Raw genomic sequence first — 14593 nt, 5'->3', positions numbered from 1 at the left:
CAGAAACTTTAGTTTCTAGGAAGATTTATCTTTTTCACCAAGAGGTTAGGGCGTGCTCGATTTAGCATTACTAGTTTGATTTTTAAAACTCGAACGTCGTAATGATAGGAAGAAATCCAGAGGTTGCAACCCAGCCTCTGTTTTTCGATAAAAAGGGTCTAAACCTGATTTATTTGGGGTTTGTCTCATCAATATGAAATACAGGAATTGAACCCGACCTAAATCGAGGTTTGATTCAAAATATCAATAGAAAGGAACAAAGGTGTTCGTAACTGAACACGGGTTCCCAAATTTCTTACTCAATATAACAGAAAGGAATTGAACCCGACCTAAATTCTCGGAAAAAAGATAAATCTGTCTAGGAGCATCGCTCCAGCGTCAGATTTCCTATTTTTCAGTCGAATTTTACGGTCTTGGTATCTTGTATGAACAATACTGAATTTTATGATCGTCTGGGGGTGTCAAAAAACGCTTCGGCAGACGAAATCAAAAAGGCTTATCGTAAGCTTTCCAAAAAATACCACCCAGATATCAACAAGGAGCCTGGTGCTGAGGAAAAGTACAAGGAAGTTCAGGAAGCCTATGAGACTTTGAGTGACGATCAAAAACGTGCGGCCTATGACCAATATGGTGCTGCTGGAGCCAACGGTGGTTTTGGTGGAGCTGGTGGTTTCGGCGGTTTCGATGGGGCAGGTGGCTTCGGTGGTTTTGAGGACATCTTCTCAAGTTTCTTCGGCGGAGGCGGTGCTTCACGCAATCCAAATGCTCCTCGTCAAGGGGATGATCTCCAGTATCGTGTGAATTTGACCTTTGAAGAAGCTATTTTTGGAGCTGAAAAAGAGGTTAAGTACAATCGTGAAGCAAGCTGTAGTACATGTAATGGTTCTGGTGCTAAGCCAGGAACAAGTCCAGTCACTTGTGGACGCTGTCATGGTGCTGGTGTTATTAACGTTGATACGCAGACTCCGCTTGGTATGATGCGTCGTCAAGTAACCTGTGATGTCTGTCATGGTCGCGGAAAAGAAATCAAAGATCCATGTACAACTTGTCACGGAACAGGTCATGAAAAACAAGCCCATAGTGTACATGTAAAAATTCCTGCTGGTGTGGAAACAGGTCAACAAATTCGCCTAGCTGGTCAAGGTGAAGCTGGATTTAACGGTGGACCTTACGGTGACTTGTATGTAGTGGTTTCTGTGGAAGCCAGCGACAAGTTTGAACGTGAAGGAACGACTATCTTCTACAATCTCAACCTCAACTTTGTCCAAGCAGCTCTTGGTGACACAGTTGATATCCCAACTGTTCATGGTGATGTTGAATTGGTTATTCCAGAGGGAACTCAGACTGGTAAGAAATTCCGTTTACGTGGTAAGGGAGCTCCAAGTCTTCGTGGTGGTGCAGTTGGTGACCAATACGTTACCGTTAATGTCGTAACACCGACAGGCTTGAATGACCGCCAAAAAGCAGCGCTTAAAGAATTCGCAGCTGCTGGTGATTTAAAAGTCAATCCAAAGAAAAAAGGCTTTTTTGACCATATTAAAGATGCCTTTGAAGGAGAATAATACTCTTCGAAAATCTCTTCAAACCGTGTCAACGTCGTCTTGCCGTATATATGTGACTGACTTTGTCAGTCTTATCTACAACCTCAAAACAGTGTTTGAGCAAGCTGCGGCTAGTTTCTTAGTTTGCTCTTTGATTTTCATTGAGTATAAATCAAATACTTTCCCAGACTTTCCGCCGTAATGAAAACACCTGAAACCGTTTGATTTCAGGTGTTCGGAAACTTTGAGACCTAGGCTCAAAGTTTAGGTATGGAACTTCGAAGAAGGTCGCTACCGTCCGTCATTACTTAAGGAAAGTCTTAAAAAATCTATAAACTAAAAAGAGCCAATTGGCTCTTTTTACTTATCTTCCATTTCCTGTGTTTCTTTGATAACAGCTAGTCTAGTCTGGATATCCTTTTCCAAGACCTTAAACTTGTAAGTTAGGTCTTCTTGATATTCCTTGATGAGTTCTTTTTGCTGGTCGATGATTTGCAGGCTATTTTGGATAATATCCACATCATCCTTGATAGCTTGAACACGGTCAGTGGTATTCAAGACTTCACCTGTGATGGTTTGGCGATTTTTTGTGACCAGATAACTTCCGGCTGCAGCTCCTGCAAATAGCAGTAGATTGGATAATTTCATAGCAACTCCTTATGCGTTTTTGATGGTTTCAGCGACTTGAGCAAGTTTGTCAAAGTCTGGTTCGTGGGCGATAAAATCAATCTTGAGGTCATCGTCCGCACTGTAGCGAGGTACGAGGTGAACGTGGGTATGAAAGACGGTTTGCCCTGCGATTTCTTCACAGTTGGCAATGATATTCATACCAGCAGCCTTGGTAGCTTTCATGACTTTTTGAGCTACTTTTGGTACTTGGGCAAAGAGTTGGCTGGCGCTAGTAGCATCCATTTCTAAAAGATTGCGATAGTGTTCTTTTGGCACGACCAAGGTGTGTCCTGGTGTCACTTGAGAGATATCAAGAAAGGCAAGAACCTGCTCATCTTCATATACTTTTGAAGCAGGAATTTCCCCTGCGATGATTTTACAAAAAATGCAATCTGACATAAAATCTACCTCTACTGTATTGAATTTTGATATAATATAGCTACATTATACCAGATTTGGAGAAAATATGTTAGAAATTAAAAATCTGACAGGTGGCTATGTCCATGTCCCTGTCTTGAAAGATGTGTCCTTTACTGTTGAAAGTGGGCAGTTGGTCGGTTTGATTGGTCTCAATGGTGCTGGTAAATCGACGACAATCAATGAGATTATTGGTCTGTTGACACCTTATAGTGGCTCCATCAATATCAATGGCTTGACCCTGCAAGAAGATGCAACGAGCTACCGCAAGCAAATAGGCTACATTCCTGAAACACCTAGCTTGTATGAGGAATTGACCCTCAGAGAGCATATCGAAACGGTTGCCATGGCTTATGGTATTGAGCAGAAAGTGGCTTTTGATCGAGTAGAACCCTTGTTAAAAATGTTCCGTCTGGACCAGAAATTAGACTGGTTCCCTGTTCATTTTTCAAAAGGGATGAAGCAGAAGGTCATGATTATCTGTGCTTTTGTGGTGGATCCGAGTCTTTTCATTGTGGATGAGCCTTTCCTTGGGCTCGATCCGCTGGCTATTGCAGACTTGATTCAGCTTTTGGAAGTGGAAAAGCAAAAAGGCAAGTCTATTCTCATGAGTACCCACGTGCTGGATTCGGCTGAGAAGATGTGTGATGCCTTTGTCATTCTTCACAAGGGAGAGGTGCGTGCCAAGGGAAATCTCCTGCAACTGCGCGAAGCCTTTGATATGCCTGAGGCTAGTTTGAATGATATTTACTTGGCTCTGACCAAAGAGGAGGAGCTATGAAAGACTTGTTTTTAAAGAGAAAGCAGGCTTTTCGTAAGGAGTGTGTCGGTTATCTGCGCTATGTGCTCAATGACCACTTTGTCTTGTTCCTGCTTGTCTTGTTGGGCTTTCTAGCCTACCAGTACAGTCAACTCTTACAACATTTTCCTGAAAATCATTGGCCTATCCTTTTATTTGTAGGAATTACCTCTGTTTTACTTTTGCTTTGGGGAGGAATTGCTACCTATATGGAGGCTCCGGACAAGCTCTTTCTCTTAGTCGGAGAAGAGGAAATCAAACTCCATCTTAAGCGTCAAACTGCCATTTCCCTAGTCTTTTGGCTCTTTGTACAGACCCTTTTCTTACTTTTATTTGCGCCCTTATTTTTGGCAATGGGTTATGGTTTGCCAGTTTTTCTGGTCTATGTGCTTTTATTTGGGGTAGGTAAATATTTCCTCTTTCGTCAAAAGGCCAGCAAATTTTTCACTGAAACTGGACTGGACTGGGACTATGTCATTTCTCAAGAAAGCAAGCGTAAGCAAATCTTACTTCGTTTCTTTGCCCTCTTTACGCAGGTCAAGGGAATTTCAAACAGCGTCAAGCGTCGTGCCTATCTGGACTTTATCCTAAAGGCTGTTCAGAAGGTGCCTGGAAAGATTTGGCAAAATCTCTATCTGCGTTCTTATCTGCGAAATGGAGACCTCTTTGCCCTCAGCCTTCGTCTGCTCTTGCTTTCCTTGCTGGCGCAGGTCTTTATCGAGCAAGCTTGGATTGCGACAGCAGTGGTGGTTCTCTTTAACTACCTCTTGCTCTTCCAGTTGCTGGCTCTCTATCACGCCTTTGACTACCAGTATTTGACTCAACTTTTTCCACTGGACAAGGGGCAAAAGGAAAAAGGCTTGCAGGCGGTTGTCCGAGGATTGACCAGTTTTGTTTTACTTGTGGAATTAGTTGTCGGCCTTGTGACCTTCCAAGAAAAACTAGCCCTTCTAGCCTTACTGGGAGCTGGTTTGGTTTTACTAGTCTTGTACTTACCTTATCAGGTAAAACGTCAGATGCAGGACTAAAACTTGCTTATATGATACTAAAAAAGAAGTTGAGTTCAATCTAGCTCAGCTTCTTTTATTTTCTACAAGAGAATGGTTGGTCCGTAGAGACTCAACTTGGTCTTGACTTGGTCAAAGTGGAAACGGTCATAGGCCCGCCAAGCAGCGCGAGTAGGAGCATCTGGATAAAGAGCGCTGAGTCCCATGAGAAGACTGGAAGTCTGGTAGAATTTTTCCAGTTCAATCAAGACTCGATTATCCACTGTCTCAGCCTTGGCTAAAAAACCAAGAATAGAGTTTAATTGCTCCTGAAAGCGGACGTCGTCAGCGGTTGCCTGTTTGCATGCTTGATAGGCTTTGTTTAAGTCAGTTATCAAAGTCTGAGCTCTTTTGATAGGGTCTGTATCTGTCATGAGAATTCCTCCTCTAATCTGGGTGCTAGTTTTGATTCTAGCAACTGTGTTTTGATACTGTCATTCTATCACTTTTATCTTCTTTTTCACCATCAAATCTTTAATTGTTCTTGAAATTTCCTGAATGGTACTGTTAAGATTTTATGATAAAATAGTGGTAAGCCCATCATGATGTTGTAGAAAAATAATCCTTTTAGGAGTTTTCAAAGACTGTTTAGGATTTGGTGGGCTTGTGTTAGATTTTTTCTGTTATTCTCTTCTTAGGAGGAGAATCCAATGAAACATATGATTATTCAGACACAGAAAATAGCCTATAAAGTAAACGTCGACGATATCTACTATATCCAAGCACATCCAACTAAAGCCCATACTGTACAGATTGTTACAGAAGAAGCTAGTTTTAATATGGTTCAAAATTTAAGTAATCTTGAGAACCAATATGGGGAAACCTTGATGAGATGTCATCGAAATTGTTTGGTTAATCTTGATAAATTAAAATCGATTGATTTTCAAGAAAGAATCCTTTTTCTCGGAGAAGAAGGTCAATACGCTGTCAAGTATGCCAGACGTCGCTATAGAGAAATTCGTCAAAAATGGTTGAAAGAAGGAGAGTAAGAAGATGAGAATATTTGTTTTAGAAGATGATTTTTCCCAACAGACTAGGATTGAAACGACGATTGTGAAACTTTTGAAAGAACATCATATCACTCCCAGCTCTTTTGAGATCTTTGGCAAGCCAGACCAACTGCTGGCAGAGGTGCATGAGAAGGGGGCGCATCAACTATTCTTTTTGGACATTGAGATTCGAAATGAGGAGATGAAAGGTCTAGAGGTGGCTAGAAAGATTCGGGATCGGGATCCGTATGCCCTGATTGTCTTTGTGACGACTCACTCGGAGTTTATGCCCCTGTCCTTTCGCTACCAAGTGTCTGCTCTGGACTACATTGATAAGGCCTTGTCGGCAGAGGAGTTTGAATCTCGGATCGAGACAGCCCTCCGCTATGCCAATAGTCAAGATGGTAAAAGTCTGGCGGAAGATTGCTTTTACTTTAAATCAAAATTTGCCCAATTCCAGTATCCTTTTAAAGAGGTTTACTATCTCGAAACGTCGCCTAGAGCCCATCGTGTTATTCTCTATACCAAGACAGACAGGCTGGAATTTACGGCGAGTTTAGAGGAGGTTTTTAAGCAGGAACCCCGTCTCTTTCATTGCCACCGCTCTTTTCTCATCAATCCTGCAAATGTGGTGCATTTGGATAAGAAAGAAAAACTCCTTTTCTTTCCCAATGGTGGAAGCTGTCTAATCGCGCGTTATAAGGTCAGGGAAGTGTCTGAGGCTATCAATAACTTACACTAAGCTAGGAGAGTTTATGAATATTGCTTGGATATTATTGCATACACTTGTTACTCATGGACTAGAAATTGTCATTTTCTTTAAGGTGGATGGAATTGGTCTCACTTTTGAGAGGATTTTTAAAGCCTTTCTTTTTAAGATACTGTTGGCCTTTGTTTTTTTAATGATTGGCTATATGGTAGGAGATAGTTTCCTATTTTATTTTATGGAACCCTTGTACGGTATAGGCTTGTCTTTCTTACTGTTAAGAGGGCTTCCTAAAAAACTTCTCTTCTTTTATGGTCTCTTTCCAATGATATTGGTGAATCTCTTTTATAGAGGTCTTTCTTATTTTGTGCTTCCATTTTTGGGACAAGGGCAAGTACATGATGATTACTCTTTGATTTGGTTGTGTATAATAATTTTCAATTTCTTCATTTCTCTAGCCTTTTTGAAATGGTTAGACTATGATTTCACTAACTTGAGAAGGGAGATTCTAGATAAAGCTTTTCAAAAGTCCCTGACTAAAATTAACTGGATAATGGGGGCTTACTATTTGGTGATACAAACTCTATCTTACCTTGAATATGAACAAGGTATTCAATCAACGACTGTTCGCCATCTCATCCTAGTCTTTTACCTGCTCTTTTTTATGGGGATTATCAAGAAATTGGATACCTATTGGAAGGACAAACTCCGTGAGAGACTGGACCAAGAGCAGGTCCTGCGCTATAGAGATATGGAGCGCTATAGTCGACATATAGAGGAACTTTACAAGGAAGTACGGAGCTTTCGCCATGACTACACCAACCTTTTGACCAGTTTACGTCTGGGCATTGAAGAGGAGGATATGGAGCAGATAAAAGAGGTCTACGATTCGGTCTTAAAGGATTCTAGTGAAAAATTGCAGGACAATAAATATGACCTGGGCCGATTAGTGAATATTCGTGATAAAGCCCTCAAAAGTCTCCTAGCAGGAAAGTTTCTAAAAGCCAGAGATAAGAAGATTATCTTTAATGTCGAAGTTCCTGAGGAGATTCAGGTCGAGGGGATGAGCCTGCTTGACTTTCTAACCATTGTGTCTATCCTTTGTGACAATGCTATTGAAGCTAGTGTAGAGGCCAGTCAATCTCATGTTTCAATCGCCTTTTTAAAGAATGGAGCACAGGAGACCTTCATCATCGAAAATTCCATCAAAGAAGAGGGCATCGATATTTCTGAAATCTTCTCCTTTGGAGTTAGTTCTAAAGGGGAGGAGAGAGGAGTTGGTCTCTATACCGTTATGAAGCTTGTGGAAAGTCATCCCAATACCAGTCTCAATACTACCTGCCAAAATCAAGTCTTTCGTCAGGTGCTTACTATGATACCTACAGAATGATGAAAAAATAAGACCGAGAGTTCTTGTTACTCGGTCTTATTTTTTTATAGTTGTATTGGATGATGAAGTCCTTTCGTATTGTTATGCTTAATTATATTAAGGTCGTATAAGAAATCTTCCCACCATCCTCCACCTGTAATTTGGTTGAGTTCGGTAGCTGTTAGTTCTTGAAATGAAGTTAGGTTTTGATTCTTATCCATGTTATGATTCTCCTTTTTGATAAGATAATAAATAGTTATAGAGTGTTATCTGAAAACTAATCAGAATGGGTTAAAATTTTATCTTTGAAATAATCAAAATATGTTTTCTTTGCAGTTACACTAGTGACGCGACCTTGTAAGCCGTATTGGATGAGTTTACTATCCTCATTAGATAGTTTTGCAAGAGCGGTTACTTTAAAGAGATTTCCTTGCTCTGTTCTGGTAGGAGTTTGATCAATTGTCTGAAGTTGACCGATGATGGTAATGCCGTGATTTCCAATCTTCTCCAGTTTTAATCTTACAGTTTGTCCTTTATCTAGTAGAGGTAGATAGTCAGAAGATACGTAGTAAGTGATTAGTACTTCTCTTGTATCTGTGATGACAGGGAATATTTGAGCAATTTCTGTACCAGTTGGAATTCTATTTTTACCTTCAAATTCGCTGTTCAGATGAACGATACCTTTACTTGGAGCGGTTAAGGTATTGTTTTCTAAGCGCTGCGTTGCTTGATCTAGTTGTACTTTTAATTCTGTTAATTGATTCTCCACGGTTAGTTGTTGCTGTGAGGCTGTCTGTAAAAACTGAGTGCGGAGTACTTCAATTTTGGTTGCTAAACTATTATCATAAGTTGCTACACTTCCGATACCAGCTTGCTGGATTTTGAGGCTTGTGATAGATGATTCAAGACCTGCAATACTTTGATTAATTTGAGATAAAAATGGCTCCTCTGCAGTTCCTTGTGTTTGTCCTTGTGAGGCTACAAGATAACGATTCAAAATTGACTGATGTGGATTGCCAGTTGGTAAGCGAGCCCTTTTATTTATGATAGCATCTCTCAGCTCCTGGTATTCTCCAATTTGTTGTTGAACTTTTGTAATTTCTTGTTCGATGGCTGATGAACTGCTATTGGCAAGATTAGCTTGATTTGAAACCTCAGTGTTAGTCTTTGAGATGCCTAGCTCAATATCATGGGATTGTTTAGTAAAATTCATAAAGGTATTATGGTAGCCAAATTCATCCTCGCCAGAAAAAAGATCAGTCGCTTTTTCTAAGCTTTGTTTCAAAATTCCAAGTCCTTCTTTTTGCTTCTCAAGTCTTTGTAGTTGAGTTTCTAAGGCAGTTTTCTGACTTTCTTCCATTGTTTCAGAGTATTTGATGAGTAAGTCCCCTTTTTCAACTACTTGATTTGCCACTAAATGATTAGCAAGGATAGGATTATCACTGGTCGACTGAATAGATGCAATGACACTTGTAGGGGTGATTTCCCCTTGGGAAGTGACAGTAATTTCTTTTGTAGCAACAAGGGAGAAAATCAAGATGAAAGTAAATAATAATGAAAGAGGTATAATTAACACTGTCGCATAGTTATGGTAACGTCTCTGATAAAACTCGACGCTTCTAAAAAGATTAGGATTCATGACATTCTCCTTATTTATTGAATAGATGATGGTAGAAGCCTTGCGCCTGCATTAACTCTTGGTGACTACCAACTTCAATGATTTTCCCCTGGTCAAGAACAATGACACGGTTAGTTCGTTCGGCTATACTGAGACGATGGGCTACAAAGAGAATGGTTTTATCAGTTAGGGACATAAGATTATCTATAACTTTTTTCTCAGTCAAGACATCAAGACCGCTAGTAGCTTCATCTAGTATTAGAACAGGAGCTTTAGTTAAAAGAGCACGAGCGAGAGCGATTCGTTGCTTTTGTCCTCCTGATAGACCAGCTCCATCAGAGAGCTGAGTTTGATAGCCCATAGGCATTCTTTCAATGTCTTGACGGATTTCAGCTAATTCACAAGCTCTTAGAATATCTTCTTGGCTAATCATATGATTACCGCCCAAGGTTAAATTTTCCAAGATAGAGCCATTAAAGATATAGGCTTGTTGGGGTAGGTAATTAATATGACGGCGCAAGACTTTTTTATCAATGTTTTTAATATCCTGATGATTGATGGAAATATGTCCTTTGTAGGGTTCAAAGAAATTGACAATCATTTTGGCTAAAGTTGTTTTACCAGAACCACTAACTCCAACTAGGCTAACCTTATCTCCTTGTTTAATCGTGAGATTAATATCTGTTAAGGTATCTCGTCCAAAACCATACTTATAAGAAAGGTCATCGAATTCAATATCGCCCATCAAAAAATGTGAATGAACAGGGTTTTCTTGAACTTGAAATTCAGATTCGACTAGATAGACTTCGTTCAAACGGTTATTAGCGACCTTCGCAGATTGGAGTTTGGTTTGGAGGTTGATAATATTTTCCATAGGAGTTGTAAAGTAAGAAAGAAGTGTGTTAAAGGTAATCAGCTGACCGATAGAAATTTTACTCGACATGACTAATTGAGCGCCAAACCATAGGATAAGGATATTCAGAACTAATTTTGTTCCCTGCTTTAAACTTGTTTGTAAAATAGAATATTTACTGAGCTTAAAGGATTTTTCTAAATAATCTACAAATTCGCTGTCTATATTTTGATAGCGATTTTCTTCACTCGTGAGCGACTTGATAGTTTCAATCCCGTTGATATCTTCGATAATGGCAGAGCTAACCATAGAATTACTTTGCATGACATCATGGTTCATTTTTTCGAAAGGCTTCATAAAAGAAAAGATGATGAACATGTATATAGGAATAGAAATAAGAGAAAGAAGGAAGAGATTAGGGTTTTGTGCCAGCAAGACTCCCCCTACAAGAATCAGAATAGAAACATCCAGAAAAAGAGAAAGAATGGTAGAAGCCAAGGCATCTATAATAGAGTTAGCATCTGTGAACCGTGAAATGATTTCTCCTGTGCGACGTGTCGCAAAGAAAGACATAGGAAGTTCAAAAATATGGCGAATATAGGATAAAATCACATCAATACTTAATCTCTGACTCAGAACAGTTAGGAGATAATCTCTGGAGAAGCCCATGACTTGTTGGAGGATATAGGTTACAACCAGACCAACTGAGATGATTCCTAAAGTTGATTTCATCTGATTTGGAATGTATTCATCCAAGATTCCTTGGAGATAATAAGAACCACCTATATTGATAATCGTGACCAATAAGCTTGAGAGAACAATGTAAGCAATGAGAGATTTTTGTTTGAAAATCAGAGGAAGGAAGCTTAGTAGACCATTCTTTTTATCTTTATGGGGTTGATAGCTAGGTTTGGGAGCTAGAAAAATAGCTACTCCAGTCCATTCAGAGAAAAAGCGTTCTTTTGACATTTTGGTGATTTTTACAGAAGGGTCAGGATCACCAATAACCAGATAGTCTTTCTTTGTTTGATAGACAACATAGTAATGTTGGAGTTTTCCTTCTTTGTTAACGTGAACGATAAAAGGATAGGGGACATCACTCATATCAAAGAGCGTTTTATCTGCTTGAACAGGTCTTGTTTCAAAGCCCATTTCATCAGCGGCTTTTACAATGCCAAGAGCAGTCGTCCCTTCTTTATTGGTCTTTGCAAGTTCTCTCAAGTGAGCTAGAGAAAAATCTGAACCATAGAATTTAGCAATCGAGGCTAAGGCAGCAACACCGCAGTCTCTAGCATCTATTTGAGGAACAAATGTACGTTTATAAGAAGTCATTGGCAATTCCTTTCATATAGTGGATAGGTCTATTATGACATAAAAACAATTTCGTGCTTTATAAAATCTTGAATAGTCATTGAAACTTCCTGAATGGTAAAAAAGTGATTAGAAATTATCTTTTAAAAAAATTTTAGAGGTGGTTTTAAATAAAAAAGCTAATTTAAGACGGTTCGATGACAATTCAAGATTTGGATGAAAAACTTTAACAAATAGTGCTATACTGAAATTGTCAAAGTTGCAACAGGACAAAAATTAAAAATAAAAAAGGAGTATTTGTCATGAATACAAAAATGATGGAACAATTTGAGATTATGGATACTGATGTGCTTGCTTGTATTGAAGGTGGCGGTTGGATAAAATGTGGACTCGGTGTAGTTGGAGGTGCATTGACTGGAGGAGTTGCTGGTGGTGCTGTGGGCACTGTAACGCTACCTATCATTGGTACTGTATCTGGAGCTGCTGCTGGTTTTTGGGGCGGAGCGGCAACGGGTGCTGCTACATTCTGTTAAAAATCGCTCTTCATTACTAAGCTGAATTTAGTTGGAACGGAGTAAATAATTATGAACAAGAAAAAGATAGTTTCGACTATATTATGTATAGTATTTCTTATAATGTCAGTGGCTAATTTTTTTAGAGACTTAACCCCATTGCTATTCATTTTGAATATTATTGGCCTAACTTGTTTTTTAGTGTTAACATACATTAGCATAAAAGACATGATCTTAAATAGAAGTAAATGATGATTTGGTTAGTCCTAGAACCAATCAACTTATGTATATCGGCTTGACAGGTTTTATGTCTATTATCTATTTGTATAGAGGTATCACAGTAGCAGAATCCTATCAACAACTAATCGCTTATATTGGCGCTGTTCTCTGCTTAATTATCATGCTTCTGCTTATGTGGGGCTTGAAGTATTATAAAAAGTAGAGCTTAATGAAGTATAAAAGAAAAGGGTAAGTGTTTTCGCAATACTTACCTTTTTATAATGAATTTTTTGCAATTCAAGATGTTTCGATGACCATTTAAGATTTATATGAATTTGTAATATTAAATAAGGTAAGATAAAGATAACAAATGTAAAGGAGTATTCTTATGAAGAATCAAAAGATAAAATCGCTATTACTTGTACCACTTGTATTTGCATCTATTACTACGGGTGTTGTATATGCAGAAGAACAGCCTACTACTTCATCTATCCAGGCGAATGATAGTTCTGTTGTGGCACCAGATTTGCCATCGACTAAGGAAAAGGTGGAGCATAAACCTTCTGTTGTAACCCCAGAAGAGTATGAGAAGAATGTTACGGACTTTAAAAAGATAGATATTGAAGCTGTACGTCAATCTTTTACAGAGGATCAATTGGAACATACTATTTATTTTGGTAGAAAAACTTGCTCTCATTGTCGTCAATTTTCTCCTGAATTGAAAGAATTTAATAACTTGATTGAAAAGAAGTTAGAGTATTATGATTTGGATGGTAAGGATTTTGATGGGGAAGCGAGAGAGTTTCTATTTAAAAAAGTCGGTATTCCAGGAACACCAACAATTTTGTATTTAAAAAATGGACATCCGATATCTGGATGGGTTGGTGGCGGAGCAACTGCACAGCAGGTGTATGATTATATGTACTCGAGAAACTCACCTAAGCAAACGGAGACAGTGAAACCTTCTGAGGAAACAGTAACTGAAAGTGTCCGTGATGAGAATACTAGAAGTGACAGCATGAGTATTAGTAATAAAGTTGTAAGCGACAGCAAAGGTATGAGTGATGAAAAAAGAACCGAAATGAAAATATCCAATGATAATCCCAATTCTAATAGCGAAAATAGTGGGAAAGTGGAGAGTACAAACTCAACTTCTAAAGCTAAAACTACTCAATCTGACAATTTAGCAATGTTAGACAATAAGAATCAATTGGAAACTCTCAAACCTATTTTTGATGCTGCTCAAGAAAATAAAACTCCTTCAACTGATGTTAAGGGGACTGATTATGTAAGCGAATCTATTACTTCGAATGAAAAATTATTACCGAAAACAGGCGAGGAAGAAAGTTACCAACTGATTCGGCTAGCTGTCGCGTTTTTTATGGCTTCTATAATGATTAAAATGAAACAAAAAATTCATAAATAAAAATAGATGGTAAACAGGTGAAATGATACTATTTGTTTGTAATAACATATGGTTAGAATTTGCCTATAGACAAGAGTGAAAGGGCAAGTATGTTTTTAATGCTTGCTTTTTAAATTTTTTAACAATTCAAGACGTTTCGATGACAATTCAAGATTTGGATGAAAAAAATTAATAAACGATGATATACTAAACTTGTCAAAGTTGCAACAAGACAAAAATTAAAAATAAAAAAGGAGGTATTCCTCATGGAAACAAAAACAATGACTCAATTTGATGTTTTGGATACTGAAATGCTGGCTAGCATTGAGGGAGGAACTGATTGGGGAACAGTAGGAAAAGGAGCTGTCTATGGAGCAGGTATCGGAGTTGCTATGTGTGGGGTAGGAGGACTCCTTACTGGTGGTGCCACATGGGCTATGACTGCTGCCTGTGCTTGGGCTGGAGCTAAACTTGGTGGTTCTTTTACTGCAATTGCTGATAATATTTGGTCATAGAAGGGAATAGAAATTATGTTTAATTACAAAATAGTAGATAATCAAGAATTAAGTAATATTTCTGGAGGTGGATTGGGAGGAGATGTACTTGTAGGAGCCTTGTCGGGTGCATTTCAGGCAGGACAATCTTGTATTGCTGGAGGCCCCCAAGCTTACTTTATTTGCGCAGCAGGAGGCGCTATAGTAGGTGGCTTTGTAGCTTATGGATTGAGACCACCAAAATAGTTTTAAAAAGGAATGAGTGTTAATATGTTAAACGAAACTATGATTCAGCTTATACTCATTGCAATTTGTTGTGTGTACATTATTTTTAACACCAAGGCTGATAAAAACCAAAAGAGAGGATATCGTACAGCTTTGTACCTTTTCGTTATGGCTGGTATTATATCCTATATTATGAATTATTTGAACTGGTTAGATTTTTTCTTACTGATAACTCCGATAATGTGCCTATTTAAATTTGAAGATCAATGGAGTTAGCAACATTTGACACTTCAATAGGTTATTAACTATCCTTTGGCTCATTGTCAACTGTAGTGAGTTGAAGAAAAGCTAAGATCAAGAAAGGACGAATTTCATCCTTTCTTTTTTAAGTACGACGGGCATGTCGTATATCTGAGGTGT

The 14593-nt window shown here is 38.6% G+C and carries 16 protein-coding genes and 1 pseudogene; 11 read left to right on the top strand and 6 right to left on the bottom strand.

Features of this window, described 5'->3' with window-relative positions; translation table 11 throughout:
- Positions 1–425 precede the first annotated feature (425 nt).
- A complete protein-coding gene (gene dnaJ / locus ACLV7W_RS08730) occupies positions 426–1562 on the top strand; it encodes a molecular chaperone DnaJ (protein WP_001066308.1) in 1137 nt (378 codons plus the stop codon).
- Between the two features lie 339 nt (positions 1563–1901).
- On the opposite strand, the gene ACLV7W_RS08725 is transcribed toward dnaJ, so the two are convergent.
- Entirely contained in the window at positions 1902–2189 is a 288-nt protein-coding gene (locus tag ACLV7W_RS08725; protein WP_411865822.1) for a hypothetical protein, read from the bottom strand.
- Between the two features lie 9 nt (positions 2190–2198).
- Positions 2199–2609 carry an HIT family protein gene (locus ACLV7W_RS08720; RefSeq protein ID WP_001278317.1) on the bottom strand — a complete coding sequence of 137 codons (411 nt, stop codon included), beginning with the start codon at positions 2607–2609 and terminating at the stop codon, positions 2199–2201.
- Between the two features lie 67 nt (positions 2610–2676).
- Here ACLV7W_RS08720 and ACLV7W_RS08715 point away from each other — a divergent pair, with 67 nt between their 5' ends.
- Together ACLV7W_RS08715 and ACLV7W_RS08710 are read left to right on the top strand one after the other, a co-directional pair.
- Positions 2677–3408: an ABC transporter ATP-binding protein gene (locus ACLV7W_RS08715; protein ID WP_000889954.1), complete on the top strand. Its 732-nt coding sequence runs from the start codon at positions 2677–2679 to the stop codon at positions 3406–3408.
- Positions 3405–4454, top strand: a complete 1050-nt coding sequence (locus ACLV7W_RS08710) for an ABC transporter permease (protein WP_411865821.1) — start codon at positions 3405–3407, stop codon at positions 4452–4454. Before ACLV7W_RS08715 ends, ACLV7W_RS08710 begins: the two co-directional genes overlap by 4 nt.
- 62 nt (positions 4455–4516) lie before the next feature.
- On the opposite strand, the gene ACLV7W_RS08705 is transcribed toward ACLV7W_RS08710, so the two are convergent.
- On the bottom strand, positions 4517–4846 hold the full coding sequence (locus ACLV7W_RS08705) for a helicase BlpT (protein ID WP_411865820.1): 330 nt from the start codon (positions 4844–4846) through the stop codon (positions 4517–4519).
- A 276-nt stretch (positions 4847–5122) separates the two neighbouring features.
- Between ACLV7W_RS08705 and ACLV7W_RS08700 the strand changes: the two genes are divergently transcribed.
- Genes ACLV7W_RS08700 through ACLV7W_RS08690 form a run of 3 tightly spaced genes read left to right on the top strand, consistent with a single transcriptional unit; the run spans position 5123 to position 7557 of the window.
- Positions 5123–5461: a LytTR family DNA-binding domain-containing protein gene (locus ACLV7W_RS08700; RefSeq protein WP_125393115.1), complete on the top strand. Its 339-nt coding sequence runs from the start codon at positions 5123–5125 to the stop codon at positions 5459–5461.
- Positions 5462–5465: 4 nt separating this feature from the next.
- Positions 5466–6203: a response regulator transcription factor gene (locus tag ACLV7W_RS08695; RefSeq protein WP_411865819.1), complete on the top strand. Its 738-nt coding sequence runs from the start codon at positions 5466–5468 to the stop codon at positions 6201–6203.
- Positions 6204–6216: 13 nt separating this feature from the next.
- Entirely contained in the window at positions 6217–7557 is a 1341-nt protein-coding gene (locus tag ACLV7W_RS08690) for a sensor histidine kinase (RefSeq protein ID WP_261029338.1), read from the top strand.
- Positions 7558–7601: 44 nt separating this feature from the next.
- On the opposite strand, the gene blpC is transcribed toward ACLV7W_RS08690, so the two are convergent.
- The 3 genes from blpC to blpA are packed head-to-tail and all read right to left on the bottom strand — an operon-like array spanning position 7602 to position 11339.
- Complete coding sequence (blpC, locus tag ACLV7W_RS08685) at positions 7602–7757, bottom strand: quorum-sensing system pheromone BlpC (protein WP_223340333.1); 156 nt, start codon at positions 7755–7757, stop codon at positions 7602–7604.
- Positions 7758–7813: 56 nt separating this feature from the next.
- On the bottom strand, positions 7814–9175 hold the full coding sequence (locus ACLV7W_RS08680; RefSeq protein ID WP_223340332.1) for a bacteriocin secretion accessory protein: 1362 nt from the start codon (positions 9173–9175) through the stop codon (positions 7814–7816).
- Positions 9176–9185: 10 nt separating this feature from the next.
- Positions 9186–11339 (bottom strand): peptide cleavage/export ABC transporter BlpA, encoded by a 2154-nt coding sequence (gene blpA, locus ACLV7W_RS08675; RefSeq protein ID WP_411865818.1) that lies wholly within the window; start codon positions 11337–11339, stop codon positions 9186–9188.
- A gap of 281 nt (positions 11340–11620) precedes the next feature.
- Here blpA and ACLV7W_RS08670 point away from each other — a divergent pair, with 281 nt between their 5' ends.
- The 5 genes and pseudogenes from ACLV7W_RS08670 to ACLV7W_RS08650 all read left to right on the top strand — a co-directional run bounded on the left by ACLV7W_RS08670 (position 11621) and on the right by ACLV7W_RS08650 (position 14194).
- The gene (locus ACLV7W_RS08670; RefSeq protein ID WP_050390363.1) at positions 11621–11851 is read left to right on the top strand and encodes a Blp family class II bacteriocin; all 231 of its coding nucleotides are present in this window, start codon (positions 11621–11623) and stop codon (positions 11849–11851) included.
- 102 nt (positions 11852–11953) lie between these two features.
- Positions 11954–12272 (top strand): annotated as a pseudogene (locus tag ACLV7W_RS08665) (immunity protein).
- Between the two features lie 165 nt (positions 12273–12437).
- Positions 12438–13475 carry a thioredoxin domain-containing protein gene (locus tag ACLV7W_RS08660; protein WP_411865817.1) on the top strand — a complete coding sequence of 346 codons (1038 nt, stop codon included), beginning with the start codon at positions 12438–12440 and terminating at the stop codon, positions 13473–13475.
- Between the two features lie 245 nt (positions 13476–13720).
- Positions 13721–13969 (top strand): Blp family class II bacteriocin, encoded by a 249-nt coding sequence (locus ACLV7W_RS08655; RefSeq protein ID WP_033684777.1) that lies wholly within the window; start codon positions 13721–13723, stop codon positions 13967–13969.
- Positions 13970–13984: 15 nt separating this feature from the next.
- A complete protein-coding gene (locus ACLV7W_RS08650; RefSeq protein WP_033684778.1) occupies positions 13985–14194 on the top strand; it encodes a Blp family class II bacteriocin in 210 nt (69 codons plus the stop codon).
- Positions 14195–14593: the final 399 nt, after the last annotated feature.

Origin of the sequence: Streptococcus mitis (assembly GCF_965111735.1) — a bacterium.
Classification (GTDB): domain Bacteria; phylum Bacillota; class Bacilli; order Lactobacillales; family Streptococcaceae; genus Streptococcus; species Streptococcus mitis_DR.
This window is presented reverse-complemented; position numbering and strand designations above follow the sequence as displayed.

Excerpts from the sequence above, each read along its gene's own strand:
- dnaJ (WP_001066308.1), top strand. The coding sequence starts at position 426 with ATGAACAATACTGAATTTTATGATCGTCTGGGGGTGTCAAAAAACGCT.
- ACLV7W_RS08725 (WP_411865822.1), bottom strand. The coding sequence starts at position 2,189 with ATGAAATTATCCAATCTACTGCTATTTGCAGGAGCTGCAGCCGGAAGT.
- ACLV7W_RS08720 (WP_001278317.1), bottom strand. The coding sequence starts at position 2,609 with ATGTCAGATTGCATTTTTTGTAAAATCATCGCAGGGGAAATTCCTGCT.
- ACLV7W_RS08715 (WP_000889954.1), top strand. The coding sequence starts at position 2,677 with ATGTTAGAAATTAAAAATCTGACAGGTGGCTATGTCCATGTCCCTGTC.
- ACLV7W_RS08710 (WP_411865821.1), top strand. The coding sequence starts at position 3,405 with ATGAAAGACTTGTTTTTAAAGAGAAAGCAGGCTTTTCGTAAGGAGTGT.
- ACLV7W_RS08705 (WP_411865820.1), bottom strand. The coding sequence starts at position 4,846 with ATGACAGATACAGACCCTATCAAAAGAGCTCAGACTTTGATAACTGAC.
- ACLV7W_RS08700 (WP_125393115.1), top strand. The coding sequence starts at position 5,123 with ATGAAACATATGATTATTCAGACACAGAAAATAGCCTATAAAGTAAAC.
- ACLV7W_RS08695 (WP_411865819.1), top strand. The coding sequence starts at position 5,466 with ATGAGAATATTTGTTTTAGAAGATGATTTTTCCCAACAGACTAGGATT.
- ACLV7W_RS08690 (WP_261029338.1), top strand. The coding sequence starts at position 6,217 with ATGAATATTGCTTGGATATTATTGCATACACTTGTTACTCATGGACTA.
- blpC (WP_223340333.1), bottom strand. The coding sequence starts at position 7,757 with ATGGATAAGAATCAAAACCTAACTTCATTTCAAGAACTAACAGCTACC.
- ACLV7W_RS08680 (WP_223340332.1), bottom strand. The coding sequence starts at position 9,175 with ATGAATCCTAATCTTTTTAGAAGCGTCGAGTTTTATCAGAGACGTTAC.
- blpA (WP_411865818.1), bottom strand. The coding sequence starts at position 11,339 with ATGACTTCTTATAAACGTACATTTGTTCCTCAAATAGATGCTAGAGAC.
- ACLV7W_RS08670 (WP_050390363.1), top strand. The coding sequence starts at position 11,621 with ATGAATACAAAAATGATGGAACAATTTGAGATTATGGATACTGATGTG.
- ACLV7W_RS08660 (WP_411865817.1), top strand. The coding sequence starts at position 12,438 with ATGAAGAATCAAAAGATAAAATCGCTATTACTTGTACCACTTGTATTT.
- ACLV7W_RS08655 (WP_033684777.1), top strand. The coding sequence starts at position 13,721 with ATGGAAACAAAAACAATGACTCAATTTGATGTTTTGGATACTGAAATG.
- ACLV7W_RS08650 (WP_033684778.1), top strand. The coding sequence starts at position 13,985 with ATGTTTAATTACAAAATAGTAGATAATCAAGAATTAAGTAATATTTCT.